26 protein-coding genes, 3 tRNA genes and 1 pseudogene are annotated in these 26741 nt (G+C 56.1%); 16 read left to right on the top strand and 14 right to left on the bottom strand.

Annotated elements, in window-relative coordinates:
* Positions 1–66 precede the first annotated feature (66 nt).
* The 4 genes from GOV91_RS01305 (at position 67) to GOV91_RS01320 (ending at position 3095) form a co-directional block, all read left to right on the top strand.
* Positions 67–744, top strand: coding sequence for a TRAP transporter small permease (locus GOV91_RS01305; RefSeq protein WP_171174314.1), 678 nt, complete (start codon positions 67–69; stop codon positions 742–744).
* A complete protein-coding gene (locus GOV91_RS01310; RefSeq protein WP_171234173.1) occupies positions 744–2120 on the top strand; it encodes a TRAP transporter large permease in 1377 nt (458 codons plus the stop codon). The genes GOV91_RS01305 and GOV91_RS01310 overlap by 1 nt, the downstream gene beginning before the upstream one ends.
* Before the next feature lie 151 nt (positions 2121–2271).
* On the top strand, positions 2272–2583 hold the full coding sequence (locus GOV91_RS01315; protein ID WP_171174310.1) for a multidrug efflux SMR transporter: 312 nt from the start codon (positions 2272–2274) through the stop codon (positions 2581–2583).
* Positions 2584–2648: 65 nt separating this feature from the next.
* A complete protein-coding gene (locus tag GOV91_RS01320) occupies positions 2649–3095 on the top strand; it encodes a nucleoside deaminase (RefSeq protein ID WP_171234174.1) in 447 nt (148 codons plus the stop codon).
* A 9-nt stretch (positions 3096–3104) separates the two neighbouring features.
* Here GOV91_RS01320 and tpiA read toward each other — a convergent pair whose 3' ends face one another.
* On the bottom strand, positions 3105–3854 hold the full coding sequence (tpiA, locus tag GOV91_RS01325; RefSeq protein WP_171174306.1) for a triose-phosphate isomerase: 750 nt from the start codon (positions 3852–3854) through the stop codon (positions 3105–3107).
* A gap of 125 nt (positions 3855–3979) precedes the next feature.
* On the opposite strand from tpiA, the gene GOV91_RS01330 reads away from it, so the two are divergent.
* Entirely contained in the window at positions 3980–4891 is a 912-nt protein-coding gene (locus GOV91_RS01330; RefSeq protein WP_171234175.1) for an isopenicillin N synthase family oxygenase, read from the top strand.
* Here the strand turns inward: GOV91_RS01330 and GOV91_RS01335 are convergent.
* Positions 4888–5253: an iron-sulfur cluster assembly accessory protein gene (locus GOV91_RS01335; protein WP_171234176.1), complete on the bottom strand. Its 366-nt coding sequence runs from the start codon at positions 5251–5253 to the stop codon at positions 4888–4890. The two genes, GOV91_RS01330 and GOV91_RS01335, sit on opposite strands and share 4 nt — an antisense overlap.
* Before the next feature lie 215 nt (positions 5254–5468).
* Here GOV91_RS01335 and GOV91_RS01340 point away from each other — a divergent pair, with 215 nt between their 5' ends.
* A complete protein-coding gene (locus tag GOV91_RS01340) occupies positions 5469–5810 on the top strand; it encodes a hypothetical protein (RefSeq protein ID WP_254440575.1) in 342 nt (113 codons plus the stop codon).
* 36 nt (positions 5811–5846) lie between these two features.
* Here GOV91_RS01340 and GOV91_RS01345 read toward each other — a convergent pair whose 3' ends face one another.
* From GOV91_RS01345 to GOV91_RS01355, 3 genes are all read right to left on the bottom strand, one after another.
* Positions 5847–6209 carry an SUF system Fe-S cluster assembly protein gene (locus tag GOV91_RS01345; RefSeq protein ID WP_171174302.1) on the bottom strand — a complete coding sequence of 121 codons (363 nt, stop codon included), beginning with the start codon at positions 6207–6209 and terminating at the stop codon, positions 5847–5849.
* A gap of 94 nt (positions 6210–6303) precedes the next feature.
* Entirely contained in the window at positions 6304–6582 is a 279-nt protein-coding gene (locus GOV91_RS01350; protein WP_171234177.1) for an NfeD family protein, read from the bottom strand.
* A complete protein-coding gene (locus GOV91_RS01355) occupies positions 6582–7472 on the bottom strand; it encodes an SPFH domain-containing protein (protein WP_171174297.1) in 891 nt (296 codons plus the stop codon). The genes GOV91_RS01350 and GOV91_RS01355 overlap by 1 nt, the downstream gene beginning before the upstream one ends.
* Before the next feature lie 175 nt (positions 7473–7647).
* Here GOV91_RS01355 and GOV91_RS01360 point away from each other — a divergent pair, with 175 nt between their 5' ends.
* The 5 genes and pseudogenes from GOV91_RS01360 to lon all read left to right on the top strand — a co-directional run bounded on the left by GOV91_RS01360 (position 7648) and on the right by lon (position 12885).
* Entirely contained in the window at positions 7648–8559 is a 912-nt protein-coding gene (locus GOV91_RS01360; RefSeq protein WP_171234178.1) for a nucleoside hydrolase, read from the top strand.
* Positions 8560–8622: 63 nt separating this feature from the next.
* A complete protein-coding gene (gene tgt, locus GOV91_RS01365; RefSeq protein WP_171174293.1) occupies positions 8623–9753 on the top strand; it encodes a tRNA guanosine(34) transglycosylase Tgt in 1131 nt (376 codons plus the stop codon).
* 89 nt (positions 9754–9842) lie between these two features.
* Positions 9843–10151 carry a hypothetical protein gene (locus tag GOV91_RS01370; protein ID WP_254440576.1) on the top strand — a complete coding sequence of 103 codons (309 nt, stop codon included), beginning with the start codon at positions 9843–9845 and terminating at the stop codon, positions 10149–10151.
* Positions 10152–10166: 15 nt separating this feature from the next.
* Positions 10167–10253, top strand: a pseudogene (locus tag GOV91_RS22840) (hypothetical protein); the annotation flags it as partial.
* 223 nt (positions 10254–10476) lie between these two features.
* Positions 10477–12885 carry an endopeptidase La gene (gene lon / locus GOV91_RS01375; RefSeq protein ID WP_171174286.1) on the top strand — a complete coding sequence of 803 codons (2409 nt, stop codon included), beginning with the start codon at positions 10477–10479 and terminating at the stop codon, positions 12883–12885.
* 48 nt (positions 12886–12933) lie between these two features.
* Here lon and GOV91_RS01380 read toward each other — a convergent pair whose 3' ends face one another.
* Together GOV91_RS01380 and GOV91_RS01385 are read right to left on the bottom strand one after the other, a co-directional pair.
* Complete coding sequence (locus GOV91_RS01380) at positions 12934–14520, bottom strand: APC family permease (RefSeq protein ID WP_171234179.1); 1587 nt, start codon at positions 14518–14520, stop codon at positions 12934–12936.
* Between the two features lie 111 nt (positions 14521–14631).
* Positions 14632–14706 (bottom strand) — tRNA-Val (locus tag GOV91_RS01385).
* Between the two features lie 180 nt (positions 14707–14886).
* Here GOV91_RS01385 and GOV91_RS01390 point away from each other — a divergent pair.
* The 3 genes from GOV91_RS01390 (at position 14887) to uvrA (ending at position 18121) form a co-directional block, all read left to right on the top strand.
* Positions 14887–14963: transfer RNA gene (locus tag GOV91_RS01390), tRNA-Asp, on the top strand.
* Between the two features lie 45 nt (positions 14964–15008).
* Positions 15009–15085 (top strand) — tRNA-Asp (locus tag GOV91_RS01395).
* 177 nt (positions 15086–15262) lie between these two features.
* A complete protein-coding gene (uvrA, locus tag GOV91_RS01400; RefSeq protein ID WP_171234180.1) occupies positions 15263–18121 on the top strand; it encodes an excinuclease ABC subunit UvrA in 2859 nt (952 codons plus the stop codon).
* A gap of 16 nt (positions 18122–18137) precedes the next feature.
* Here the strand turns inward: uvrA and GOV91_RS01405 are convergent, their stop codons facing one another.
* The 5 genes from GOV91_RS01405 to GOV91_RS01425 all read right to left on the bottom strand — a co-directional run bounded on the left by GOV91_RS01405 (position 18138) and on the right by GOV91_RS01425 (position 22851).
* Entirely contained in the window at positions 18138–18461 is a 324-nt protein-coding gene (locus tag GOV91_RS01405) for a hypothetical protein (protein ID WP_245223152.1), read from the bottom strand.
* A gap of 106 nt (positions 18462–18567) precedes the next feature.
* Positions 18568–19440: a 3-hydroxyisobutyrate dehydrogenase gene (mmsB, locus tag GOV91_RS01410; protein ID WP_171234181.1), complete on the bottom strand. Its 873-nt coding sequence runs from the start codon at positions 19438–19440 to the stop codon at positions 18568–18570.
* 3 nt (positions 19441–19443) lie between these two features.
* Entirely contained in the window at positions 19444–20484 is a 1041-nt protein-coding gene (locus tag GOV91_RS01415) for an enoyl-CoA hydratase/isomerase family protein (RefSeq protein ID WP_171234182.1), read from the bottom strand.
* 7 nt (positions 20485–20491) lie between these two features.
* Positions 20492–21634, bottom strand: coding sequence for an acyl-CoA dehydrogenase family protein (locus GOV91_RS01420; protein ID WP_171234183.1), 1143 nt, complete (start codon positions 21632–21634; stop codon positions 20492–20494).
* 101 nt (positions 21635–21735) lie between these two features.
* Positions 21736–22851: a carboxylate-amine ligase gene (locus GOV91_RS01425; RefSeq protein ID WP_171234184.1), complete on the bottom strand. Its 1116-nt coding sequence runs from the start codon at positions 22849–22851 to the stop codon at positions 21736–21738.
* A gap of 137 nt (positions 22852–22988) precedes the next feature.
* On the opposite strand from GOV91_RS01425, the gene GOV91_RS01430 reads away from it, so the two are divergent.
* Positions 22989–23840 (top strand): class I SAM-dependent methyltransferase, encoded by an 852-nt coding sequence (locus GOV91_RS01430; protein WP_171234185.1) that lies wholly within the window; start codon positions 22989–22991, stop codon positions 23838–23840.
* A gap of 71 nt (positions 23841–23911) precedes the next feature.
* Positions 23912–24388, top strand: a complete 477-nt coding sequence (locus GOV91_RS01435) for a fasciclin domain-containing protein (RefSeq protein ID WP_050603486.1) — start codon at positions 23912–23914, stop codon at positions 24386–24388.
* 66 nt (positions 24389–24454) lie between these two features.
* Here GOV91_RS01435 and GOV91_RS01440 read toward each other — a convergent pair whose 3' ends face one another.
* Positions 24455–25039, bottom strand: coding sequence for a L,D-transpeptidase (locus GOV91_RS01440; RefSeq protein WP_171089788.1), 585 nt, complete (start codon positions 25037–25039; stop codon positions 24455–24457).
* 201 nt (positions 25040–25240) lie between these two features.
* Entirely contained in the window at positions 25241–26740 is a 1500-nt protein-coding gene (locus GOV91_RS01445) for a CoA-acylating methylmalonate-semialdehyde dehydrogenase (protein ID WP_171234186.1), read from the bottom strand.
* Between the last annotated feature and the right edge of the window lies 1 nt (position 26741).

Here is a 26741-nt window from a genome sequence, read left to right on the forward strand (position 1 = left end):
CCGGGCGGGCTGACATAGCCCGCCCTCATACACTCTCTCATCATCAAAAAATGCGGGGACAGAAAGATGTCTGGTGCGAATTCCGGCCAAGGCGGGCTGGTCGACCATATCGAAGAAACCCTGATTGCGTTGCTGTTGGGCCTTATGACGGTCGTAACATTTGCCAACGTGATTGCACGGTTTGTTTTCAACTCAAATATCCTATGGGCTCTGGAACTGACGGTTTTCACCTTCGGCTGGCTGGTGCTTCTGGGTGCGTCTTATGCAGTGAAAAAACATGCGCATCTGGGTGTAGACGCCATCCTGAACATGCTGGCCCCAGCGCCGCGCCGTATTTTAGCTCTGATTGCGGTGGGCTGCTGTCTGGTTTTTTCGCTGCTTCTGCTGAAAGGCGCCTATGACTATTGGGCCGTCTTTGCCGATCTGCCACCCACATCTGGGCGCTGGTTCCCCACGGGTTTCAATTTCGACGCCCGCAGTCAGAGCTTTTATGAGGTCGACGACATCCCGATGGTCGCTCCTTTGCGGTTCCTTGAGGACCTGATCAACTACGGCGAGTACTACGAAAAACTACCCAAGGTCGTACCGTATCTGGTTCTGCCGGTTTCGATGCTGTTGCTCGTGATCCGGTTCGCGCAGGTCGCTGTTCAAATTTGGCGGGGCGAAACCGACCGCCTTGTCGCCAGCCACGAAGTCGAGGACGAGATCGAAGAAGTCCGCGCTCAGCAAGGGATGCATGACTGATGGACGTTGTACTTCTATTCTCGATGGTCATCGGACTGCTGCTGATTGGTGTTCCGATTGCGGTTGCGCTTGGCCTTAGCTCGACCTTGTTCCTGCTGATCTATTCAGACAGCTCGTTGGCCTCGGTCGCAGGTACTTTGTTCGAGGCGTTTGAAGGGCATTTTACCCTTCTGGCGATCCCGTTCTTCATTCTGGCCTCGTCTTTCATGACAACCGGCGGCGTGGCGCGGCGGATCATCCGGTTCTCGATTGCCTGTGTGGGGCATTTGCCCGGCGGTTTGGCAATTGCGGGCGTGTTTGCCTGTATGCTGTTTGCCGCACTTTCGGGGTCGTCCCCGGCAACCGTTGTGGCCATCGGTTCGATCGTCATCGCCGGGATGCGGCAGGTGGGCTATTCCAAGGAATTTGCGGCTGGTGTGATCTGTAACGCGGGGACACTTGGCATCCTGATCCCACCATCCATCGTGATGGTTGTGTACGCCGCCGCCGTCGAGGTTTCCGTTGGGCGCATGTTCCTAGCGGGTGTCATTCCGGGCCTGATGGCGGGTCTGATGCTGATGATTACCATCTATGTTATGGCGAAGGTCAAGAACCTGCCCAAAGGCGACTGGAAAGGGTGGGGAGAGGTCTTTACCTCGGCCCGCGAAGCCGGTTGGGGCCTGTTCCTGATCGTCATCATTCTGGGCGGCATCTACGGGGGTATCTTTACCCCGACAGAAGCCGCTGCTGTTGCCGCTGTCTACGCGTTCTTTATCGCCAGTTTTGTCTACAAAGACATGGGGCCGCTCAGCACAGAGGAAGGTCAATCCAACCTGTCATTGCTGAAGAAGCCATATGCGCTGGTGACGGCGTTCTTCCACCCGGACACGAAGCACACGCTGTTTGAGGCGGGTAAGCTGACGGTCACGCTGCTGTTCGTCATTGCCAACGCGCTGATCCTGAAGCACGTGCTGACAGATGAGCAAGTGCCCCAGCATATCGCAAGTGCCATGCTGTCGGCGGGTCTGGGGCCGGTCACTTTCCTGATCGTGGTGAACGTGATCCTGCTGATCGGGGGTCAGTTCATGGAACCTTCGGGTCTGCTGGTCATCGTGGCCCCGTTGGTGTTCCCGATTGCCATCGAACTGGGCATCGACCCGATCCATCTGGGCATCATCATGGTGGTGAACATGGAGATCGGGATGATCACGCCTCCGGTCGGGCTGAACCTGTTCGTGACTTCTGGCGTGGCCGGGATGCCGATGATGGGTGTTGTGAAGGCGGCGCTTCCTTTCCTGGCAGTCCTGTTCGTCTTCCTGATCATGGTGACGTACATACCGTGGATATCGACCTTCCTGCCCAACACCTTCATGGGGCCGGAAATCATCACCAACTAGCGGGCCTGACCCGTATCGCCGGGCAGTTGCGACTGCCCGGCCTTTTCATGCCTTGAAACCGCCGCACGGGTGCTTATTTGAAAGGCAGAGGACGACCTCCCCAACACGGGTAGATCATGCGGGACGACCCGCTTTGACAAGAGGTCATCTCATGGCATGGATCATGCTGCTTATTGCTGGAATTCTTGAAGTTGTCTGGGCGGGTGCAATGAAGCAATCCGCCGGGTTCACGCGGCTTTTGCCGACCGCGATCATGGGAGTGTCCATGATCGGGTCTTTCGGTTTGTTGGCGCTGGCGATGCGCGAGTTGCCGCTGAGCACTGCCTATACGATCTGGGTTGGTATCGGCGCGGTGGGGGCTTTTGTGGTGGGGGTTACCCTGCTGGGCGAGGCGGTGACGCCGCTGCGGGTTCTGGCGGCGCTGCTGATCATTGCCGGAATTGTCACCATGAAGCTGGCCTGATCCGTTGACGGTCGGGGCGTCATTGGGCAGGCTGCCGGTACACGCCCCAACCAAGGATTTTCCCCATGTTGACCGAGACCGACAGCCGCCTGCTGCGCATCGCCTTTGACGAGGCGAAAGCCGGGTATGATGAGGGCGGCTGTCCCATCGGCTCGGTCCTGGCCCGTGGGGGCGAGGTTGTGGCGAGCGGACGCAATCAAAGAGTTCAGGGCGGTGATCCGATTGCCCATGGCGAGATGGACGCCTTGCGCAAGGCCGGACGGCAGAAAACCTATCGCGACATGGTGCTTTATACGTCGCTGTCGCCCTGCATGATGTGTTCGGGCACCATCGTTCAATTCGGAATCCCGCGCGTCGTGATAGGTGACACGAAGAACTTTGGAGGCAACGAGGACTTCCTGCGCGAGCGCGGGGTCGAAGTGGTTATAGCCGACGACCCCGACTGCATCGCGCTGATGCAACGATTTATCGAAGAAAAACCAGAGCTTTGGGCCGAAGATATTGCCGAATAACGACCGGGGTCAGATGCTTTCCAGCGCCTGAATAATGCCCGAGAAATCCGCAGCCTTCAGACTGGCCCCACCGACCAAAGCGCCATCCACATTCGAGACCGCAAAGATATCGGCCGCATTGCTGGGTTTGACGGACCCGCCGTAAAGCAGTCGCACTGACCGGCCCACGCCTTCGCCAAAACGACGTTCCAGCCGGGCGCGCATGAAGTCGTGAACCTCGCCGATCTCTTCCAGAGTGGGGACCTTTCCAGTGCCGATCGCCCAGATCGGCTCGTATGCGACGATCAGGTTTTCGCCGGTGGACTGATCCGGGATCGAGCCGGACATCTGCCCGCCGATAATATCGAGTGTATTGGCCGCCTCACGCTGTTCCAGACTTTCGCCGACGCAAATGACTGCCTTCAGGCCCGCATCCATTGCGGCGCGGGCTTTGGCGCGTACATCCTCGTCATGCTCGCCGTGATCCACGCGACGTTCTGAATGGCCCAGAATGACCGAAGTTGCACCGGCATCCAGCAACATATCCGCGCTGATGTCGCCGGTATGAGCGCCAGAATGGCCTGAGTGGCAGTCCTGTCCACCAACCGTAACCGCCGATTCTGCCACGGCATCAGCGGCGCGGTGAAGCAATGTCGCAGGGGGGCAGATCAGAATATCGACCGAGGCTTCAGAATAGCTTTGCGACAGCGATGCAAGCTCGCTCAGCGCCGAGCCGGTTCCGTTCATCTTCCAATTTCCAGCCGCCAGCTTGCGCCGCATATCGGTTTCTCCCTGCGTATTCGGTTGTTTAAATCACCGGATAACATCGTTGTCCTCTCCATACAATTCCGGTTACAAGCTCCACGGGTGATTGGCAGGAATGTCGCAAATTCTGGGAGAGCGCCATGATCGACAACCTCGACTTGAAAAAGCTGGACACCCGAGACGCTTACGAGCTTTCCCGCTTGCGCCAAGCCGTTGGTCAGGTCGGGTTTTTGACCGTTTGCAACACGGGCCTGACGGCTGACCGCATCAACGACGTTATCGCTGCCTACCAGGGTTTCTTCCGTTTGCCGGAACACCAGAAGCGTTTGGTGGACATGGCTGCAACGGGATCCAACCGAGGTTGGGGTGCGTCACAGTCCGAACAGGTCGACCCAACGGTTAACCCAGACTTCAAGGAAGTGTTCGATTGCGGATACGAACTGCCGCTGGACAACCCCTACCGTGTTAAGAACCTAAGCGTGTACGCCCCAAATCAATGGCCCGAGCAACCCGATGCTTTCCGTGAAATTGTACAAGCCTATTACGTCGATGCCTGTGGTGTAGCGATGCGGGTGCTGCGTGCGATTGCAGTGGAGCTGGGACGGGAAGCGGACAGTTTCGATCAGGCATTCGATACGCCAATGGCTCTACTGCGCGGCAACTACTATCCAAAACGGCCCGCCTGGGCCGGAGAGCAGGATTTTGGTATTGGCGCGCATACAGACTATGGCTGCCTGACTTTGCTGGCCACAGACGGCGCTGCCGGGTTGGAAGTGCGGATGCCTGATGGCGCATGGGAAAAGGTTCAGGCCGAACCGGGCGTGTTTATCATCAACTTTGGTGAGATGCTGGAATTTTGGACAGCAGGCCAGGTGAAGGCGACCGAACACAGGGTTGTTGGCGGATCGCACGAGCGAATCTCGGTCCCAATGTTCTTCAACCCGTCTTTTGACACCAATGTCGCGCCACCTGGGTCAGGCCAAGTGATCTCGGCCGGTGATCATCTGACCAAACGGTTCAACGAAACCTATGTTCACCTGCGAACCAGTTAGGACTGCGACGCGAGGTTTGCATCGAACTTGATTGATTCACCGCAGCCGCAGGAATCAACAACGTTCGGGTTCTTGAACTTGAAGCCTGCTTCCAACAGGGACACTTCGTAGTCGATCTCGGTTCCAAACAGGAACATCTGCGCCATCGGTGCGATCATCACGCGTGCGCCGTCTTGCTCGACCACCTCATCATGCGGATCTGCCTGGTCTACATATTCCATGGTGTATTCCATGCCTGCACAGCCGCCTTTCTTGACGCCAATGCGCATACCAGCATGCCCGCCCGAATTCATCAGGCGTGTAATCTGCTCTGCGGCTTTGGGCGTCATGGTCACAGCCTGTTTGCCGGGGATGCCGAACATGTAAATCTCCGTTGTCGCGCGTCATCCCCAATTTAGGGCTCAAACGCCTCGGGCTCAAGGTCACGAGTGCCAAAGAGTGCCTCTTGGCTAAACCAACTTGGTATTGGCTTCCTCCTTGAAACCTTGCATTGAACAGGAAAGCGGGTTTAGCTTTGCTGGAATGGGTGCAACTTCCCGTGTTCCGGAATTCATATTGCAGCAGAAAGATCCTAAAAATGAATGACTTGATCCGTTCTGTTAAGCTGGTTTTTCAAGGATCAACTCTTACTTTTCTGCTTACCGGTTTCACTGCAACCGGTGCGTTGGCTATCACAGATGCCGAGAGGCACCCGGTAAACTGTGCGACAGCGGCAGGTGATCTGCGCGCTATTCAGGCCGAAAAGAAACATGCCGAGACCAAGCAGCTTGAAAGCATCGCTTCGATCACGCCCGCCGGTGCTCTGCTGGGTCTGGTTACAGGAACCGAACACAAACACCTGCAAATGTTGTCTGGTGATTACATCAATGAACTGGATGCCCGTGCCGCAGAGATCAAAGCAACCTGCGATCTGGAGTAACTGTGTTCGCAGATATGTAAGGCGCGGGGATTTAGTTTACATAAAGCCCAGTTCCAGACGTGCTTCGTCTGACATCATCTCCATACCCCAGGGCGGCTCCCAGGTCAGTTCAACGTCAACTTCTTTGACGCCGGCGACGGGTTCAATCGCTTCCACGATCCATCCGGGCATATCACCGGCCACTGGGCATCCGGGCGCAGTCAGGGTCATGATCACCTTAACTGCGTTATCCGCAGTAATATCAATAGTGTAGATCAAGCCGAGGTCATAGATGTTGACCGGGATTTCCGGATCATAGACCGTGCGGCACGCTTCGACCACGGCGTCGTATAATGGGTGTTCAATTGTTGACGGCGCAATCAGCGGTGTGCCTTCAAACTGTTCGCTCGGGTGAGTCATCTTTGCCTCGGGTCAGTTGCCTGAGTGATTATATAGGGAATAGCCGTATCAGCGTCCAGTGGGGGCGTGGCGCTCAGACAAGCGCCACCGCGATTCAATCATTGATATCATGCTTGAAGGTTTTGACCTGACCATGCGGCAGCGCAAAGAGCTTGCGCAAGACAAGCCACGCGACAAGCGACAGCACCGCAAAGATCAACGCAAGGACGTGAAGCGACATTGTCAGACCCGGAATGATCAAGAGAAGACCCGTGATTGCTGCGCCAATTGCGAAACCAAGAAAGATGAATCCCGGCAGAACAATCTCGAGGATACCGAGCGCCAGTGCGGCCGCCAGCCAAATCCACCATGTCAGCCAGAAGGGGTCTGCCATCACTTTCCTCCTTTGAGCATTTTGAACGCATCGCCAAAGGCTTCAAGGGCGTTCGCTGGCACAACAATGGTCTGTTTGCCAGAACCGTTGCCCAGCGCATTAAGGGCTTCAACCTGCTTTAAAGCAACCTGATACTGGGCGGCCTCGATACCGTTGTCCTGAATGGCCTTGGCCACGACGCCCGTAGCATAGGCTTCAGCTTCAGCCTGAATGCGGCGGGCTTTGGCGGTTTGTTCAGCGGCATAAAGTTCAGCATCAGCGTGCAGTTCAACGGCGCGTTTCTGACCCTCGGCCTCGGTCACTTGCGCGCGGCGGGCACGTTCCGCGTTTAGCTGTTGCAGCATGGCATCGCGGGTCGCCTGGTCCAGATTAACATCCAGAATCTCGGCGCGAGTCACTTCGATGCCCCAGTCATCGACTGCGGTTTCAACGCTTTCCTGGATGCGCGTGATCAATTGCGCGCGGTTCGACTGAACCTCGTCCAGATCCATCTTGCCGATTTCGGCGCGCACGATCCCGGCTACAGTGGTCGCAATCGCGCCGTCTACGTCGCGGATTCTGTAAACCGTCTTTTCCGGCTCAAGGATGCGATAGAAGACCGAGGTGTCGATCTGCACTAGCACGTTGTCCTTGGTAATTGCGTCCTGCGTCGCATTCGGCAGTTGGCGTTCCAAGATCGAGATTTTGTGGCGTGCAACATCCAGAAAAGGAACGATGAAATTGATTCCGGGGCCAAGCACCGAATGCAGTCGACCAAACCGTTCAACCACGTATTTTTCGGACTGCGGTACAATCTTGATGCCTTTGAGAATAACGACAACCACCAGCACAGCTGCCAGCAGGTAAATGATGTTTGACGAAAGCAATCCGATAATCTGATCTTCGGTCATTCTGTCCTCTTATTATTGTGTACTATGGTATACATTTGGGGATTGAGTCGCCCGATTTCAACTCTGGTATGAGTGGGTTGGAGCGTTATGCAAATGCCTGAACGCGTGGACGCGGCCCGGAATATTGTGGCTGTGACCGGTTTGCATCCCACGGCGTTTGCGGTATCGGGCGGGGATGAAACTGATTATCGACACAGATCCCGGCATCGACGATGCCATGGCCATTGCTTACGCTGCCGCCGCGCCAGAAATTGACCTGATCGGTCTGACAACGGTTTTTGGCAACACGTATGTTCACCAATCAAGTCGCAACGCGCGGTTTTTGCTTCACAAGCTTGGGTTGGACTTGCCTGTGGCCGAAGGGGCTGCGGTGCCGCTGGGGGCGGACACGCACGCGCCGTCGGAGCATGTTCATGGCCCCGAAGGTTTTGGTGATCTGACCGAAATCCCGGAGATTGGACAGAACCACGCGTTGCCAGCAGCCGAGTTTCTGGTTGAAATGGCCCGAGCCCATAAGGGCGAACTTGTGCTCTGCGCTGTGGGTCCCTTGACTAACATTGCAAAGGCAATGCGTCTGGACCCGGAATTTGCAGGCAATCTGCGCGAATTGGTGATCATGGGAGGCGCGGTCTACTGCCCTGGTAACATTACCCAATACGCAGAAGCCAATATCTATCACGACGCTCTTGCCGCTGAAGAGGTCTTTTCCGCCCCGGCCAACACAGTTCTTGTTGGATTGGACGTGACCCTGAAGACGCTTTACGAAACGGCGGACTTCGAAGCATTGGCGCAAAAGTCACCCGATATGGGGGCGTTTCTGCGCGACATCTCCAGATTCTATCTGAAGTTTTACAAAGAGATCGGGGGGCTGGAAGGCTGCGGCCTGCACGATTCAACAGCCGTGATTGCGTGTTCCCATCAAGCCCTGTTCGATATGGTTGAAACCGGGCTGCGGGTTGTCACCGAAGGCGATCAAATGGGGGCGACACAACCAGATCCTGAACGACCCGCGATCCGGGTGTGCCGCGATGTGGACGGGGCAGGGGTTGTACGTCTGTTCACGGACCGCGTGGCCTCGTTGCCCTGACGGGTTGCAAAGACGGAACGGATCGGGCAAAGCCTGCCCGGTTCGGCGATCCGAGGCGATGACATGACGCAGAAATTCTCATTTGAGCTTAAGGCAACAGACGGCAAGGCACGCACGGGTGTGATCAGCACGCCGCGAGGAGAGGTGCGGACGCCAGCCTTCATGCCTGTGGGCACAGCCGCGACGGTCAAAGCGATGATGCCCGAAAGTGTGCGCGCCACCGGGGCGGATATTCTGCTGGGCAACACCTATCACCTGATGCTGCGTCCAACAGCGGAACGGATTGATCGTTTGGGCGGGTTGCATAAGTTCATGAACTGGGACCGCCCTATCCTGACCGACTCGGGTGGGTTTCAGGTCATGTCCTTGGCCGGGCTGCGCAAGCTGACCGAGAAGGGTGTGACCTTCAAATCTCATATCGATGGATCAAAACACGAGCTGACGCCCGAGCGGTCAATGGAAATTCAACGCCTGCTGGGGTCGGACATTGTGATGTGCTTTGACGAATGCCCCGCGCTGCCCGCCGACCGGGATCGGATTGCAGAGTCCATGCGGTTGTCGATGCGTTGGGCAGAACGGTCGCGTGACGCGTTTGGGGATCGTCCGGGTCACGCCCTGTTCGGCATTATGCAGGGCGGTTTGGAACAGGACCTGCGCGAAGAAAGCGCAGAAGCGTTGAAATCTATTGGTTTCGAAGGCTACGCGGTGGGCGGCCTGGCTGTGGGTGAGGGGCAGGAGGCCATGTTTGGCTGCCTCGATTACGCCCCCGATTTTCTGCCTGAAGACAAACCGCGTTACCTGATGGGTGTTGGTAAGCCAGACGATATCGTCGGCGCCGTCGCGCGTGGGATCGACATGATGGACTGTGTGTTGCCGTCGCGTTCGGGCCGCACGGGGCAAGTGTTCACACGTCGCGGTGTGGTGAATATCAAGAATGCCCGCCATGCGGATGACCCGCGTCCGCTGGATGAAAACTGCACATGTCCCGCTTGTTCCAACTATTCGCGCGCTTACCTGCACCATGTTTTCCGCGCCAATGAGATGATCTCGGGCATGTTGCTGACCTGGCACAACCTGCATTACTTCCAAGAGATCATGCAGGGGATGCGAGATGCGATTGCTGCGGGCACGTTTGTCGCCTGGCAGGCCGAGTTTCATGCGCAGCGTGCGCAAGGTGATATCGAACCCTTGTAACCTTTCCCTTCGGGTGACAATTGCGTGGTTTTCCGGTAGTCTAGTGCCACTTCAAGCAATGCCATTTTAGTCTGTGACCCGGAGAGTTTATGATGTTTCGCCTTATTCTCGGCGCAGCAATTTTCTGCGCGACACCTGCCATTTCAGATGTCTGGACCTTCGAAACTCCGTCCGAAAACATTCAGTGCTCGGTCGGGGAAAGTGCTTCGTCTTCGGATATACAATGTACGATCATAGAAAAATCCGGCCCACCTGCGATGCCACGCCCCGCGAATTGTCAATCCGACTGGGGGCATGATTTTCTGATGTTCGACACTGGCCAGGTAGAGATGTTGTGCCAGCCGCTGAATCGTAACAAAGACGGATATGACCGTGCGGAATATGGGGTCACTGGTTAGTTCGAAGGATTCACCTGCAGTTCTTCGACAAAAGGTCTGGAATGTCGCAACCAAGACGGTCACGGGTTTTTCCTGTCTCGCGCAGTACAGCGGGTGTTCTGACCTTTGAAGTGCACGTCGCCTATGCTTGTCGTGCTAATTTAGGTGGATATGTTCCTTGGACGTCTTGCAGTCCCGAAAACCTCGGTTCATGCTGAAACACGATACACGGCGGTAAGGTTGAAAAAGGGCGATGAGGCCCCACCTTTATCGTCCAAGACAGGAGATGGCCAAATGTTGCCTCGATGAGGGACACGTGCCGTCTTGCCAACGATAAGGATAGAGCATGCAAGAGCCTCTGAATTCCTCATACCCCGTCCTGCCGCTGCGCGACATTGTGGTGTTCCCGCATATGATTGTGCCGCTCTTTGTGGGCCGCGATAAATCGGTCCGCGCTTTGGAAGAGGTGATGCAGGATGACAAGCAAATTCTGTTGTCCAGCCAGATTGACCCCGGCGTTGATGATCCCGATGAAGAAGGGATTTATCGCGCAGGCGTTTTGGCCAATGTGCTGCAACTGCTGAAGCTGCCCGACGGCACCGTGAAGGTTCTGGTCGAAGGGCAGGCGCGTGTGCAGATCACTGAGTTTCTTGAAAACGAAGAGTTTTTCGAGGCTCGGGCAGAATATCTGACCGAAATCCCCGGCGACGTTACGACAACCGAAGCCCTGTTGCGTACCGTTGCGGATGAGTTTGAACGCTACGCCAAAGTGCGCAAGAACATCCCCGAAGAAGCGCTGGCGGCAGTGGGGGAAACCACCGAGCCTGCAAAGCTGGCCGACCTTGTGTCGGGCCACTTGGGCATCGAGGTCGAACAAAAGCAAGAGCTGCTGGAGACCCTCAGCGTCAGCGAACGGCTTGAGAAAGTCTATGGTCTGATGCAGGGCGAAATGTCGGTTCTGCAGGTCGAGAAAAAGATCAAGACCCGCGTCAAATCCCAGATGGAGAAGACACAGCGCGAATATTATCTGAATGAGCAGATGAAAGCCATTCAGAAGGAACTTGGCGATGGCGAAGACGGATCGAACGAAGTCGCTGAGCTGGAAGAGAAAATCGCCGAGACCAAACTATCCAAAGAAGCGCGTGAAAAGGCCGAAGGAGAGCTGAAAAAGCTCAAGAACATGTCGCCCATGTCGGCCGAGGCGACCGTTGTGCGCAACTATCTGGATTGGATTCTGTCTTTGCCGTGGGGCACCAAATCCCGCGTCAAAAAGGATCTTGGGCGCGCGCAGGACATTCTGGATGCCGATCACTATGGGCTTGAGAAGGTCAAGGAGCGCATCGTCGAGTATCTAGCAGTTCAGCAGCGTTCGAAAAAGCTGAAGGGCCCGATCTTGTGCCTTGTTGGCCCTCCGGGCGTGGGTAAGACCAGCTTGGGTAAATCGGTTGCAAAAGCCACGGGGCGCGAGTTCATTCGCATCTCGTTGGGCGGTGTGCGCGACGAATCCGAGATCAGGGGCCACCGTCGGACCTATATCGGTTCGATGCCGGGTAAGATCATCCAGGCGCTGAAAAAAGCGAAAACCACGAACCCGCTGATCTTGTTGGATGAAATCGACAAGATGGGTCAGGATTTCCGTGGTGATCCGGCCTCGGCAATGCTTGAGGTGCTGGATCCGGAACAGAACAACACTTTCATGGACCACTATTTGGAGGTCGAATATGACCTGTCCAACGTGATGTTCCTGACGACTTCAAACAGTTACAATATGCCAGGGCCTCTGCTGGACCGGATGGAGATCATTCCGCTGGCCGGTTACACCGAAGAGGAAAAGAGCGAGATCGCGAAACAGCACCTGATCGAAAAGCAGGTCAAGAACCATGGTCTGAAGGCCAAGGAATTTGAGCTGACCGATGAGGCGCTGCAGAAGATCATTCGCACTTATACCCGCGAAGCGGGTGTTCGTAACCTTGAACGTGAAATCGCCAAGGTGGCGCGGAAGTCGTTGACCAAGATCATCAAGAAAGAGGCGGAGTCGGTCACCGTAACACCAGACAATCTGGATGATTTCCTGGGTGTGCCAAAGTTCCGTTATGGTCTGGCTGAGCAGGACGATCAGATCGGTGTCGTGACCGGCCTGGCTTGGACGTCGGTGGGTGGCGATCTTCTGCATATCGAGGCGCTGAAACTGCCTGGTAAGGGGCGGATGAAGACCACAGGTAAGCTGGGCGATGTGATGAAGGAATCCATCGATGCGGCTTCGTCATATGTGCGGTCGATTTCACCTCAGATCGGGGTGAAACCGCCAAAGTTCGACACATTGGACATTCACGTCCATGTGCCGGATGGGGCGACGCCCAAAGACGGCCCTAGCGCTGGCCTGGCGATGGTGACATCGATCGTGTCTGTGCTGACCGGCATTCCGGTGCGCAAGGATATTGCCATGACCGGCGAAGTTTCGCTGCGTGGTAATGCAATGCCGATTGGCGGGCTGAAAGAAAAACTGCTGGCGGCCCTTCGTGGTGGCATCAAGACCGTTCTGATCCCGGAAGAGAATGAAAAGGATCTGGCGGACATCCCTGACAATGTGAAGGAAGGGTTGGAAATCATCCCTGTAAAGCACGTCTCGGAAGTTCTGAAGCAGGCGCTGGTGCGTAAGCCTGAGTCGATCGAGTGGGACGAAGCGGCAGAGGAAGCAGCCGCTGCGGCCGCCGCTTCGGCCAAATCTGCGGATGCTTCAGCCACAGCGCATTAAATTGCAAAAATAGAAAACGGAAAAAGGCAGAGCAACGCTCTGCCTTTTTTACAGCCCGATAACGGGCAGCTTTGGATCAAGTATCTCTTCTTCCGCTATGTATTTAATGAATTTTTCGTCAGACAGAGCTGAACGTATCGCGAGGGCGAAGATGATTGCGGAAAACACAACACACAGAAGAATGTCCCACCCAAACGGGATCTGCTTCAAAGACCCGGTGCCGAATTGACCCAGAAATGAGATTAACCCGAGTCCGGCAAAATATGGCATCAACCAAACGGCTTCGGTCAGGTCCATTTCATCAAGGTGCCCTCGGAACCGGATAAGCAGCAGAATTTTTCCAACGATAAGCGCGATCCCAAGGCGCCAGACCGTGTCCCATCCGCTCCAATACACAATCAGGGTTGCAATGGCGAAGGCAGTCAACGCGACCAGACGCACCGCTGGGATGCGGATTGAACGGGGTTGGTCTGGCAGCAGATCCCTTAGGCAGACCACGGCGATTGGGCCAACTGCGAATGATAAAACAATAGCGGCACCGTTCAGTGCGATGACGGTAGTAAAGGGAACGGTCAAAAGGAACAGGGTCCCGATCAGAAAATTCAATGCCAAGGCCCATACCGGAACCCCAAACGAAGACAGGGTTTGTAAGCGTTTCGGCAGAAAGCCGTTTTGGGACAGGGCAAGGGCAATACGGGCATTCGACCCGGTTGCGACCAAACCGTTGCCAAAGGGGCCAACGACTGATCCGACATTCAACAGGCTGATGAACCAGACCAATCCGACCGACATGATTACGGCGTCTAACGGGCCTTCGCCCCCAAAGCTCAGTTGCGACCAGCCATTGGCCAGCAAAGATGGATCCAGCGCGCCGATAAAGGCCACTTGGAGGCCAAGGTAGATTGCGGCGCACATGATGATCGATAAGACGAGGGCGGTGGGGATTGCAAATTTCGGATTTCGCACTTCTCCCGCCATATCGACCACATGACGAAATCCTATGAACGAGAAAATGACACCGCCGGTCGAAACTGCAGCCATGATTCCCTGCAAGCCATAAGGTGCAAACCCATCCGGATGTGTAAAATTGTCAGCGTTGAAACGGTTGGCAATTAGTAGAACAGACAGAATGACCGGAATAGCGATCTTGGCCCACGTCAAAGCGGCATTCACATGTGTGAAAAACTTGACCCCAAGCGCGTTGACGGCAACGAAAAGCAGCATGAATACAAGGGCCGCAAATATACCCGCGCCTGTCAGGTCGCCTGTATCGGCGGCATGCAGCCAGGGCGCGTAGGGCGCGAGGTATTTCAGCATCGCCTCCACTTCGATGGGGGCAGTGGTGTTGTAGCCAATCCAAGCCGTCCATCCCATGGCCATTGAAACGATATTGCCGTGAGAAAACTGCGGAACCCTGGCAATCCCGCCCGGAATAGGCAGCATAGCTGAGATTTCCGCGAAAGTGATTGCCAAAATGAACATCGCAGCCGCGCCGATCACCCACGAGAGGATGGCCGCAGGCCCGGCATGCTGAACCGCCAGAAGGGGGCCGAACAACCAGCCCGAACCGATGATTCCTCCAACCGAAATAAAGGTTAGTCCGATCAGGCCGATGTCTCGCTTTAGCTCTGCCATAACGACCCCTGACTTTGCAATCGGCACACGGTTCGGCCGATGAGGCACGATAGTCGCCGAGGTCGCGCGCTGACAAGCCCCTCAATTTCAAGCGTAATCTGCGAAAAGGAATGGTGGGTGATAAGAGATTTGAACTCCTGACATCTTCGATGTGAACGAAGCGCTCTACCACTGAGCTAATCACCCATGGGACGCGTTGTTATCTGTCCTGTGGTTCAGCTGCAAGCGAATTTGACGTGGGTCTGCGCGCGAAAATCTGCGGGTAAACAAAAATCTGGATTCTGACAAAAAACTTCAAAACGCCGCTTGACGCTGCCCGAGCGTAGCCATAATACACCCCAACGTTCAGCAATGAACGTGCAGCGGGCGGTTGTAGCTCAGTTGGTTAGAGTACCGGCCTGTCACGCCGGGGGTCGCGGGTTCGAGCCCCGTCAACCGCGCCATCGCTGCTTACCTTGGCCCAAGACAAGGGTCACGAAAATAGATGCGCGGTTGTAGCTCAGTTGGTTAGAGTACCGGCCTGTCACGCCGGGGGTCGCGGGTTCGAGCCCCGTCAACCGCGCCATTTTCCTCTTACTCTCAACCGATCGGCTAAAAACTTCACAGCGAAGATCCCGATTAAGCAGCTGCGGTTTGATTTGGTCGGCTAAAACCCATATGTTCACTAAATGTTCTAACTTTTCTGTTGGAGACTCAGGCAAGCTCGCCTATCTCTAAACCACTTGTTTCTTGGGGGCCGGAAATGGCTGAGCTGAAGAATATCGAGGTGCGCGGCGCGCGCGAGCATAACCTCAAAGGCATTGATGTTGATATCCCTCGGGATCAGTTGGTGGTGATCACCGGCTTGTCTGGTTCGGGCAAGTCCTCGCTGGCGTTTGATACCATCTATGCCGAAGGGCAGCGGCGCTATGTCGAAAGCTTGTCTGCCTATGCGCGTCAATTCCTCGATATGATGGAAAAGCCCGATGTCGATCATATCAGCGGCCTGAGCCCGGCAATCTCCATCGAACAGAAGACAACTTCCAAGAACCCGCGTTCAACTGTTGGGACGGTCACGGAAATCTACGACTATTTGCGCCTGCTGTTCGCACGCGCTGGAACACCCTATAGCCCCGCGACCGGACAGCCGATCGAGGCGCAGCAGGTACAGGACATGGTCGACCGGATCATGACCATGGAGGAGGGCACGCGAGGTTATCTGCTGGCCCCCATCGTGCGCGATCGCAAGGGTGAGTACAAAAAAGAATTCCTGGAGCTGCGTAAGCAAGGGTTTCAGCGTGTTAAGGTCGATGGTGAGTTCTACGAACTGGATGAACCGCCGACACTGGACAAGAAATTCCGACACGACATCGACGTGGTGGTGGACCGACTGGTTGTCCGAGAGGGTATGGAGACCCGCTTGGCCGACAGCCTGCGCACAGCCTTGGATCTGGCTGACGGTATTGCGATTCTGGAAACTGCCCCGCGTGAGGGTGACCCAGAGCGGATCACCTTTAGCGAGAACTTTGCCTGCCCGGTCAGCGGGTTTACCATCCCCGAGATCGAACCGCGCCTGTTTTCCTTCAACGCGCCATTTGGGGCTTGCCCCGATTGTGATGGCTTGGGGGTCGAGTTGTTCTTTGACGAGCGGCTTGTGGTGCCCGATCAGTCGCTGAAACTCTATGACGGGGCCTTGGCGCCGTGGCGCAAGGGTAAGTCTCCGTATTTCCTTCAGACCATCGAAGCCATTGCGCGGCATTACGAGTTCGACAAGAACACACCATGGAAAGACCTGCCCCAGAAGGTGCAGCAGGTGTTCCTGCGCGGCTCTGGCGATGAAGAGATCCAGTTCCGCTATGACGAAGGCGGACGCGTTTATCAGGTGACGCGCAGTTTCGAAGGCGTGATCCCGAATATGGAGCGCCGCTATCGTGAAACTGACAGCGCTTGGATTCGCGAGGAATTTGAACGGTACCAGAACAACCGTCCATGCGGCACATGTGAGGGGTATCGCCTGCGGCCCGAGGCGCTGGCGGTCAAGATCGCGGGCCTGCATGTCGGGCAAGTGGTGCAGATGTCGATCCGGGAAGCTCTGGCCTGGATTGAGGACGCGCCGAACCATCTGAGCGCCCAGAAGAATGAAATCGCGCGCGCCATTTTGAAGGAGATTCGCGAACGACTTGGGTTTCTGAATAATGTTGGTTTGGAATACCTTACGCTTTCGCGTTCAAGTGGAACACTGTCGGGCGGGGAAAGCCAGCGTATTCGTTTGGCTAGCCAAATTGGCTCGGGTCTGACAGGAGTTCTTTACGTGTTGGACGAGCCTTCTATCGGCTTGCATCAGCGTGACAATGACCGGTTGCTGGGAACGCTCAAGAACCTGCGGGATCAGGGCAACACGGTAATTGTTGTAGAACATGACGAGGAGGCCATCCGAGAGGCCGATTATGTGTTCGACATTGGCCCCGGAGCGGGTGTGCACGGGGGGCAGGTCGTCAGTCACGGTACGCCGGCGGACATTACGGGTGATGCTGCCTCTATCACCGGGCAATATTTGGCCGGGACCCGGGAAATCGCGGTTCCGGCTGAACGGCGCGCGGGCAAGAAGCAGAAAGTGACTGTGGTGAAAGCCACTGGTAACAACCTCAAGAACGTCACAGCTGAATTTCCCTTGGGCAAATTTGTCTGTGTGACAGGGGTGTCTGGCGGCGGCAAGTCTACGCTGACCATTGAGACACTGTTCAAAACCGCATCGATGCGCCTGAATGGTGCGCGACAGACTCCAGCGCCGTGTGAGACGATCAAGGGGCTTGAGCATCTGGACAAGGTTATCGATATCGACCAACGCCCGATCGGACGGACTCCGCGTTCTAATCCAGCCACTTACACCGGGGCCTTCACACCGATCCGCGACTGGTTTGCCGGGCTGCCAGAGGCGAAAGCGCGTGGGTACAAGCCCGGGCGCTTTAGCTTTAACGTCAAGGGCGGGCGGTGTGAGGCGTGTCAGGGTGACGGTGTCATCAAGATCGAAATGCACTTTCTGCCTGATGTCTACGTTACCTGCGAGACGTGCAAAGGCGCGCGCTACAACCGCGAGACCCTTGAGATCAAGTTCAAGGGCAAGTCCATCGCTGATGTGCTTGATATGACGGTGGAAGACGCGCAGGAGTTCTTCAAGGCTGTGCCGTCGATCCGCGATAAAATGGACGCTTTGGCCCGCGTTGGGCTGGGCTATATCAAGGTCGGTCAGCAGGCCACCACGCTATCCGGTGGCGAGGCGCAACGCGTTAAGCTGTCCAAGGAATTGTCGAAACGGTCAACCGGGCGAACGCTTTATATCCTAGATGAACCGACCACGGGTTTGCATTTCGAAGACGTACGCAAGCTGTTGGAAGTGCTGCATGAGTTGGTCGATCAGGGGAACACGGTTGTTGTGATCGAGCACAATCTGGACGTGGTGAAAACTGCAGATCACATCATCGACATTGGTCCCGAAGGCGGCGATGGCGGAGGTGAGATAGTGGCTACGGGCACACCCGAAGATGTCGCCACAGTCGAGCGCAGTCATACCGGTCGCTATCTGAAATCGATGTTAGACAACGCGCGCGTTGCGGCTGAATAGCCGTTGCGTTGTTTGTTCAGTTCAGAATATCGGCAACCGCACCGATCAGGTTCAAGACTTTGCGTGTGTCTGGGTCGACCCGGTACACGTAGTCACCCGCGCGAATGTAGGAATAGTTTCGGTTCAGCCCATAACGGTACGGATTGTCTACCCATCGATAGTCGTTGCGGATGAAATCGCCGTTCCGATAGATCTTTTTTGCTTGCCCGGGAGGCACGCAAGGAATGGACTTCTTGGCTAAACCCGGTGGGCAATGCCCGTTTTTGTTTTTTGCCACGGCTGTAACAGGTACAAGCGTCATCGCCACAAGCATCGCTGTAGTCACCAGGTATCTTGTCATGTCACTTTCCCTTGCGAACAGGCTGAAGACGCCTCGGAACATGACTGGATAGATGGCCCCTTGCCGATTGTCTGTCAAATGGCTGGGCAAGAGGTCGCTGAATTGCCTATTCGCGCCCTCGTTTTTCAAAGCGTGGCAGCATCGCGCTGAAGTCGCGGCCCAATCCGTCTTCATTTTCAACAAATTGTTCATATAGCGAAGTCGCGACCTGACCCATCGGTGTATCCGCATCAGCGCTGTCTGCTGCTTGCTGGCTGAGACGCAGGTCCTTTAGCATGAGCTCGGCGGCGAATCCGGGCGTGTAGTCATTGTCAGCAGGGCTTTGCGGGCCAACGCCGGGGGCAGGGCAGTAGGCATTCATCGTCCAGCTATAGCCTGACGATGTACTTACGACATCGAACATCTTTTGCCGGTCCAATCCCAGTTTGTCTGCCAGTGCAAAAGCCTCGCAGGTGGCAATCATGGTGACGCCAAGGATCATATTGTTGCAGATCTTGGCGGCTTGTCCGGCCCCGGCTTCGCCACAGTGAACCGCTTTTTGCCCCATGATCTCGAACAGCGGTGCAGCTTTGGCGAATGCGGCTTCCGATCCGCCGGCCATGAACGTTAACGTACCTGCCGCTGCACCGCCGATACCGCCGGAAACCGGCGCATCCACGGACAAAAGTCCGGCTCCCATAGTCTGATCCGCAACCGCACGCGCGCTGTCCACGTCAACCGTCGAGCAGTCGATTAACACAGCCCCTTTCGACATGGCGGGAATGACCTGATCCGCAACGGCCCTTAGAATAGCGCCGTTTGGCAGCATGGTGATGACCGCATCAGCACCCGCGACCGCGTCAGACGCCGTTTCGACCTGAGTGACACCTTCCACGGTGACGCCAGCCGTATCAAACCCCAGAACCTGATGCCCGGCTTTTACCAGGTTGGCCGCCATGGGCGCGCCCATATTTCCCAGCCCAATGAAACCGATCTGCATCTTTTAGTCCTCCTCAAATGTCAGGGTATCCGCGCCCAGCGGTTGCAGCATTTTCGAAACGGCCGTCAAAGGGACGTTCATATCGGCAAACTGCCAGTTCGGGCTGCGGTCTTTATCGATGATTTGCGCGCGGATACCTTCCAGAAAGTCACCGTGTTCCATCGACCGGTGGGTGAAACGGTATTCCAACTCCAGGGCGCGCCGTATGGACAAAGCGGGGCCGCGCAGACGGTGCAGCATTTCAACCGTACAGGCCGTGGAAAGGGGGGCGTTTTTTCCCAGAGTCGCTAGGGTTTTCTGCGAAAAATCGTGGTCGCTGTTGCGCAGGCTCGTCACGATGTCGCCAAGTGTTTCGCCCGAGAAATGCTGATCAATGTCGGCCTGCAACTCGGCCAGTTCTCCGGCGGGTGGTGTTTCGGCATGTTGTGAAATCAGCCCTGCGTCGCCAGAGGCCTCAAGCATCTCAGTCAAATCGGACCAGTGTGATTGAGGGATGTAATGGTCCGCGAACCTTGCCAGAATTGCATCCGCAGGGCCCATTCGGAACCCAGTCGTTCCCAAAAACTCGCCCAACCGACCGGGGGCGAGGGCCAGCATAAGCGAGCCGCCCACATCCGGTACCAAACCAATCGAGCATTCTGGCATCGCGATTTTCGAGCTTTCCCCGACAACGCGATGGCTGCCATGGCACCCGATGCCGACACCGCCGCCCATGGTAAAGCCCTGAAGAAAGCTGATGACCGGCTTGGGATATTCGAAGATCATCGCATTCAGACGGTACTCGTCACGCCAGAATGTCTGCCCGTAGGCATAGTCGCCCTTGGTCCCGGTTTCGTAGAGCTCGGCGATGTCTCCACCTGCGCAAAAGGCTTTTTCACCTTCGGCGTCCAGAATGATAAGGTCAACGGCATCGTCTTCGCGCCAGTTGCGCATCGCCGCGTCGATGGCCATGCACATCTCGTAGCTCATTGCGTTCAAAGCATGTTGGCGGGTCAGGGTGATGCGTCCGGCACGGCCTGTGGCGCGGATTTCAATGTCTGACATGTGGCCCTCAGCGGTTGGCAAGCATCTGACGCGATACGATCACGCGCATGATCTCATTTGTGCCTTCCAATATCTGGTGCACCCGAAGATCGCGCACAAGCTTTTCAATGCCGTAGTCGGCAAGATAGCCATAACCACCATGCAGCTGCAGGCACTGATCCACCACCTTCGATCCGGTTTCGGTCACGAATTTTTTGGCCATGGCGCAGAACTTAGTGGCGTCGGGCGCGCCGTTATCTAGTTTCCAAGCGGCTTGACGCAGAAAGGTCCGTGCGGCTTGTAGTTCAATCTCCATATCCGCCAAGCGGAACTGAAGGGCCTGGAACTGGTCGATGGATTGGCCAAACGCCTTGCGTTCGGACATGTATTGCAACGTCATATCCAAACCGGTCTGCGCGGCACCAAGGGAACAGGCCGCGATGTTCAGTCGCCCGCCGTCGAGGCCCATCATGGCATATTTGAAACCGTCGCCTTCGGTGCCGACAAGATTGCCTGCCGGGATTTTGCAATCATCGAACTGCACCTGCGCGGTGGGCTGACTTTTCCAGCCCATTTTCTCTTCCAGTGCTCCAAAGCTAAGACCCGGAGTTCCGTCCTCGACATAAACGGTTGAAATACCCTTGGGGCCGTCCTGACCGGTGCGCACCATGCATACATAGGCATCGGAATACCCACCGCCCGAGATGAATGCCTTGGTGCCGTTCAACGTATAGCCTTCGTTCGTGCGTACGGCGCGTGTCTTCAAGGCCGCCGCGTCCGAGCCGGAACCGGGCTCGGTCAGGCAATAGCTCAGCACCGTGTTGAGGCTGAGAACATCGGGCATGATGCGTGCCTTGAGGTCTTCATCCGCAAAATTGTCCAACATCTTGGCGCACATGTTGTGGATTGACAGGAATGCCGCGACCGAAGGGCAGGCCATCGACAACGCCTCGAATACCAAGGTGGCATCCAGGCGGGTCAGGTTCGAGCCGCCGCTGTTCTCGGAAACATACAAAGCTCCGAAACCAAGCTCGCCGATCTGTGGCCACAGGGTCTTGGGAATGGTGCCATCGGATTCCCACTGCCGCGCAAAGGGTGCGATATTTTCCTGCCCAAACGAATATGCCATGTCGAAAATGGCTGTCTGTTCCTCGCTGAGTGCGAAATCCATGGCGTTCCCTCCCGTCGGCAATGAATTGAACGGTTGTTTATTTCCGAATTCTTACAGAAATTTTGCAGGTTCAACAATGGGGCGCAAAACGCTGGAGCAGTCTAGAGATCCGCGTGGAATTCCTCGATCAGATGGCGCACGACTGCTTGCCCGGGATCGTCCCCGCGCGCGACGGCCTCGGCGTGGACACGGCGTTGACGGGTGGCCGAAGTGCCGTTTTCGGCGATCTGCCGTAACCGCGCAAGTTCGGTCATCGTTCCAAGCGCTTCGGTGTCTTCCGCCAACAACCCCATAAGGTCGCCGATCAGTTCGGACATCGGCTTGACCGAGCGGTCGCCGAAGTCAATCAATCCTTCGCCCACGCCATAACGCTGCGCACGCCAACGGTTTTCTCCGATCAGGAAGCGATCATATTGCCGCCAACGCAGGTTGCGGTCTTTCAGTCGACACAACATTCGGGTCAGTGCCTGGACGAGTGCCGCCAGGGACAACGTGTGCTCCAGCCGGGGTTGCACGTCCATGATCCGGGTTTCAAGCGTAGGGAAACGATGCGACGGGCGCAGGTCCCACCATATCTTGGTCGTGTCCTCGATCACGCCCAGTTCGACGAGTATACCTGTGGTGCGTTCATACTCAGCCCAACTGCCAAAAACTGGGGGCAGGCCGGTTCGGGGAAGGTTGTCGAACACGGTCAAGCGATATGAGGATAGGCCGGTATCTTCGCCGTTCCAAAACGGTGAGGATGTGGACAAGGCCAAAAGATGGGGCAAAAAGTAAGACAGCTGCGGCATCAGATCGGCGCGCAGGGCGGGGTCTTCGACCCCCACGTGTACATGCATCCCGCAGATCAGCATCCGACGTGCTACGCCACCTAACGCGTGTTGCAAGGCGTCATATCGTTCCTTGCGGGTGTGATGTTGATCTTTCCAATTGGCGAAGGGATGACAGGATACAGCGATCGGGGACAGATTGTATTCGGCAGCTCGTTTCGACACGCAGGATCGCAGGCGTTTGAGGTCTTCCCGCGCCGAGGCTATGGTTGTGTGCGGGCGCGTGCCGACTTCAATCTGACATTGCAGGAACTCGGGGCTGACCTGACCTTCGAAATCATTCTGGCAGGCCTCCATCAGCGCTTCGGGGGCCTCTGACAATTGCAGGCTGTCGCGATCCACCAGAAGATACTCTTCTTCAATGCCCAGTGTGAATTCTTGCTGCATGGAGCCCCCTTTGGCTGTCGTAAGTTTCAGTGAATACGGAAATTTGCCTTTTGCCAAGGGTTTGCCCGGCTTGTCCTTGCACTGGTACGGGCGGCAATTGTAAGGAACGGATCAGCACAGAACGTGGAGCCAACGCCGTGAAACCCAGAAAATTCCCAAAGATCAACGCAGCCTTGGATGAGTTGGGAGTGAAACTGGTTGATACAGTCACGGATCAAGATGAACGTGCGAGGCTTGAGGCGTTTGAGGCCGCCGGAGGGCTGACGCGTCCGGCCTATGCTTTGTCACCAGGGATGGAAGGGTTCGATATCTCGCAATTGGTGGCGGAATATAACCGTCACAAGGAGGATTTACAGGCGTTAAAAGACCCCGCGCGTACTCAGACCGGCTATCGCACGGGTAACGGTTATTACGACAGCCCGGATGCGGATGCCCTGTATCTGATGATCCGCCGCTTTCAGCCCAAGCGCGTGATCGAGGTGGGGTGCGGGAACTCAACCCGCGTGACCCGGCAAGCGATTATTGACGGCGGGTTGGACACCACGATCACTGCCATTGACCCATACCCTCGTGCCGACATTGCCCATGTCGTGGACCACTTCGAACAAAAACGTCTTGAAGAAGTTGACCCATCGCTTTTTACCGAGCTTGAAGCCGGAGATGTTCTGTTCATCGATTCAAGCCACGTTGTGCGGATGAGCAATGACGTCGCCCATCTGTTCTGCCGCATCATTCCAGCGCTGAAACCCGGTGTGGTCATTCATGTGCACGATGTTTTTCTGCCCTACGAATATCCCAAGCGTTTCTTCTATGATTGTCCGGGCTGGGGCGAGCAGTACATGCTGCACGCATTGTTACAATCTGATGCGTATTCAATGCTTTGGCCGGGTTATTACCTGCAACAAGACTGCCCTGATGCGGTCGCTGCGTTGCCTTTTCTGACAGAAGGGCGCGCGCAGAGCATTTGGGTTCAGCTCAAAGAAAATTGATCTCAGAGTGATCCAGTGCGGCAAAAGGTCCGTAACCCTTTCCATAACACGCTGGAGAGGAGAAGACAGCTATGTTCCGTCGCACATTCATGGGCGCAGCCGCCGCACTTGCATTTGCCATGCCGCTGAAGGCGCAAGCCGCAGACATCGTCGACACTGCCGTTGCTGCAGGTTCGTTTAACACCCTGGTCGCTGCCGTTCAGGCTGCAGGTCTGGTAGATACCCTGAAAGGCGATGGCCCGTTCACCGTCTTTGCCCCGACGGATGAAGCATTTGCTGCTCTGCCCGAAGGTACGGTTGAATCACTTCTGCTGCCCGAAAACAAGGATCAGCTTGTGTCGATCCTGACTTATCACGTGGTTCCGGCCAAAGTTATGTCTGGGGACATCGCCGGCAAGCGTGCCAAGGTCTTGACCGTTCAGGGCGAACGCTTGAGCGTAAATGCGAAAAATGGCGTAAAAGTAAACGATGCCAAAGTGGTACAGGCCGACATCGAAGCCAGCAATGGCGTCATTCATGTGGTCGATGCAGTGATCCTGCCAGAATAATCCACCCCAAAAAATACCAAAGCCCCGGCGATTGACCGGGGCTTTTGTGTTTTTGAGACCAGCAAATCAGACCAGGCGAACCTGTGTCCCAATCTGAACAAGCGGATACAATTCTTCCACGTGTTGATTGTAGAGTCCGATACAGCCGGACGAGCTCTGACGGCCAATTTTGCGCGTGTCATGAGTTCCGTGAACAAGGTAGGCTGGCCAGCCCAGATACATTGCGCGGGTGCCCAATGGGTTTCCGGGGTCGCCACCTTCCATCCGAACCGGCAATGACGGATCCCGCTCGCGCATGGAAGCAGTCGGCGTCCAGCTTGGGAATTCGGTTTTGCGTACGACTTTTGTGTAACCGCGTTTGGTGAGTTCCTCACTCATCGGAACCGAACTTGGGTAAAGCTTATACGTTCCGTCCGGGCTCCAATAATGCACGGCGCGGCTTGTGATATCGGCCAGCAGGCAGCCAACACCAAGCTCATCAAAGTGATCCTGCCAGTTCTGTTGCGAGAACGAGGACACGTTGCGGCGCACTGGCAATTGCGTGCTGATGGCGTCTTCTGTTTCTGGGAAAGCATCTGTGCTTTGTGCCCGAACAAGGGCAGGGGTTGCCACCAATGATGCTGCGCCCAACAGGGCGGAACGACGGGTCATACGGGAATGGGACAAGACTGCCTCCGATAATTTCACTGCTCGGTACACACTTCCCGACAAAATATTTTGCTTTGATGAGTTTTTCCAGAGTATCAAAGCTGAATTTCTCGTGAGATTGGCACGTGAGCCTGCTTATCGGCGGAAAAATGCAAAACCCGGCCCAAGATAAGGCCGGGTTTGTCAGCGTAATGATCGTTCCAATCAGTCCATGGCTTTGAAGTTGAACTCGCCACCTTCTTTGATGCCCGACGGCCAGCGCGAGGTCACGGTTTTGGTTCGGGTGTAGAATTTGAAGCTGTCAGGGCCGTGCTGGTTCAGGTCCCCGAACATCGATTTCTTCCAGCCACCAAAGGTGTGATAGGCCAGCGGAACCGGGATCGGCACGTTGATGCCAACCATGCCGATATTGATCCGGCTGGCAAAATCACGCGCGGTGTCACCGTCACGGGTGAAAATCGCGGTTCCGTTGCCATATTCATGGTCCATCGCCAGCTTCAGCGCCTCTTCATACGAACCGGCGCGTACGGTGGACAGGACCGGGCCAAAGATTTCCTGTTTGTAGATGTCCATATCCGGGGTGACATGGTCGAAGAGGTGGGGGCCAACAAAAAAGCCATCTTCATAGCCCTGCAGGCTGAAGTCACGGTTGTCGACAACCAGCTTGGCGCCTTGCTCAACACCCGAGTTGATCAGACCTAGGATGCGTTCTTTTGCGGCCCCGGTGACGACCGGACCCATATCGACATCATCACCGGCCGTGTAAGGGCCGACTTTCAGCTTTTCGACACGCGGGATCAGCTTTTCGATCAGCTTGTCCGCAGTTTCTTCACCAACGGGAACCGCGACCGAGATTGCCATGCAGCGTTCGCCTGCCGCTCCAAAACCGGCACCAACCAGAGCGTCAGCCGCCTGATCTAAGTCAGCGTCGGGCATGACGATCATGTGGTTCTTGGCACCGCCAAAACACTGGGCGCGTTTGCCGTTGGCGGTTGCGCGGCTGTAGATATATTGCGCAATCGGGGTAGAACCCACAAAGCTGACACCCTGGATGATTTCGCTGTCGAGGATCGTATCAACGGCTTCTTTGTCACCGTTCACGACCTGGAACACACCTTTGGGCAGACCGGCTTCGATGAAGAGTTCAGCCAGCATCAGCGGAACCGACGGGTCACGCTCGGACGGTTTCAGGACCACGGCGTTCCCACAAGCCAGCGCCGGTCCAACATGCCAAAGCGGCATCATGGCGGGGAAGTTGAAGGGCATGATCGAACCCACGACACCCAAAGGCTGGCGCATCGAATACATGTCTATGCCGGGGCCTGCGCTGTCGGTGAACTCGCCCTTAAGCATCTGTGGCGCGCCGATGCAGTATTCAATCACTTCCAGACCACGCTGCAAGTCGCCTTTGGCATCGGGGATGGTTTTACCATGCTCGCGGCTTAGCGCTTCGGCCAGCTTGTCCATGTCGCGGTTCATCAAGTCAACCATGGCCATCATGACGCGCGCACGTTTCTGCGGGTTGGTTGCGCCCCATGCGGGCTGGGCCGCTGCTGCCGCTTCAATTGCTGCCGTGGTTTCTGCCGCGCTGGCCATTGGGCATTTGTATTGAACTTCGCCCGTCGCCGGGTTGTAAACGTCGTCGAAACGACCGGATGTACCGGCGACCATTTCGCCGTTCAGGAAATGGGTCAGATCTTGCATC

It is taken from the genome of Ruegeria sp. HKCCA6837 (genome assembly GCF_013034475.1).
Classification (GTDB): Bacteria; Pseudomonadota; Alphaproteobacteria; order Rhodobacterales; family Rhodobacteraceae; genus Ruegeria.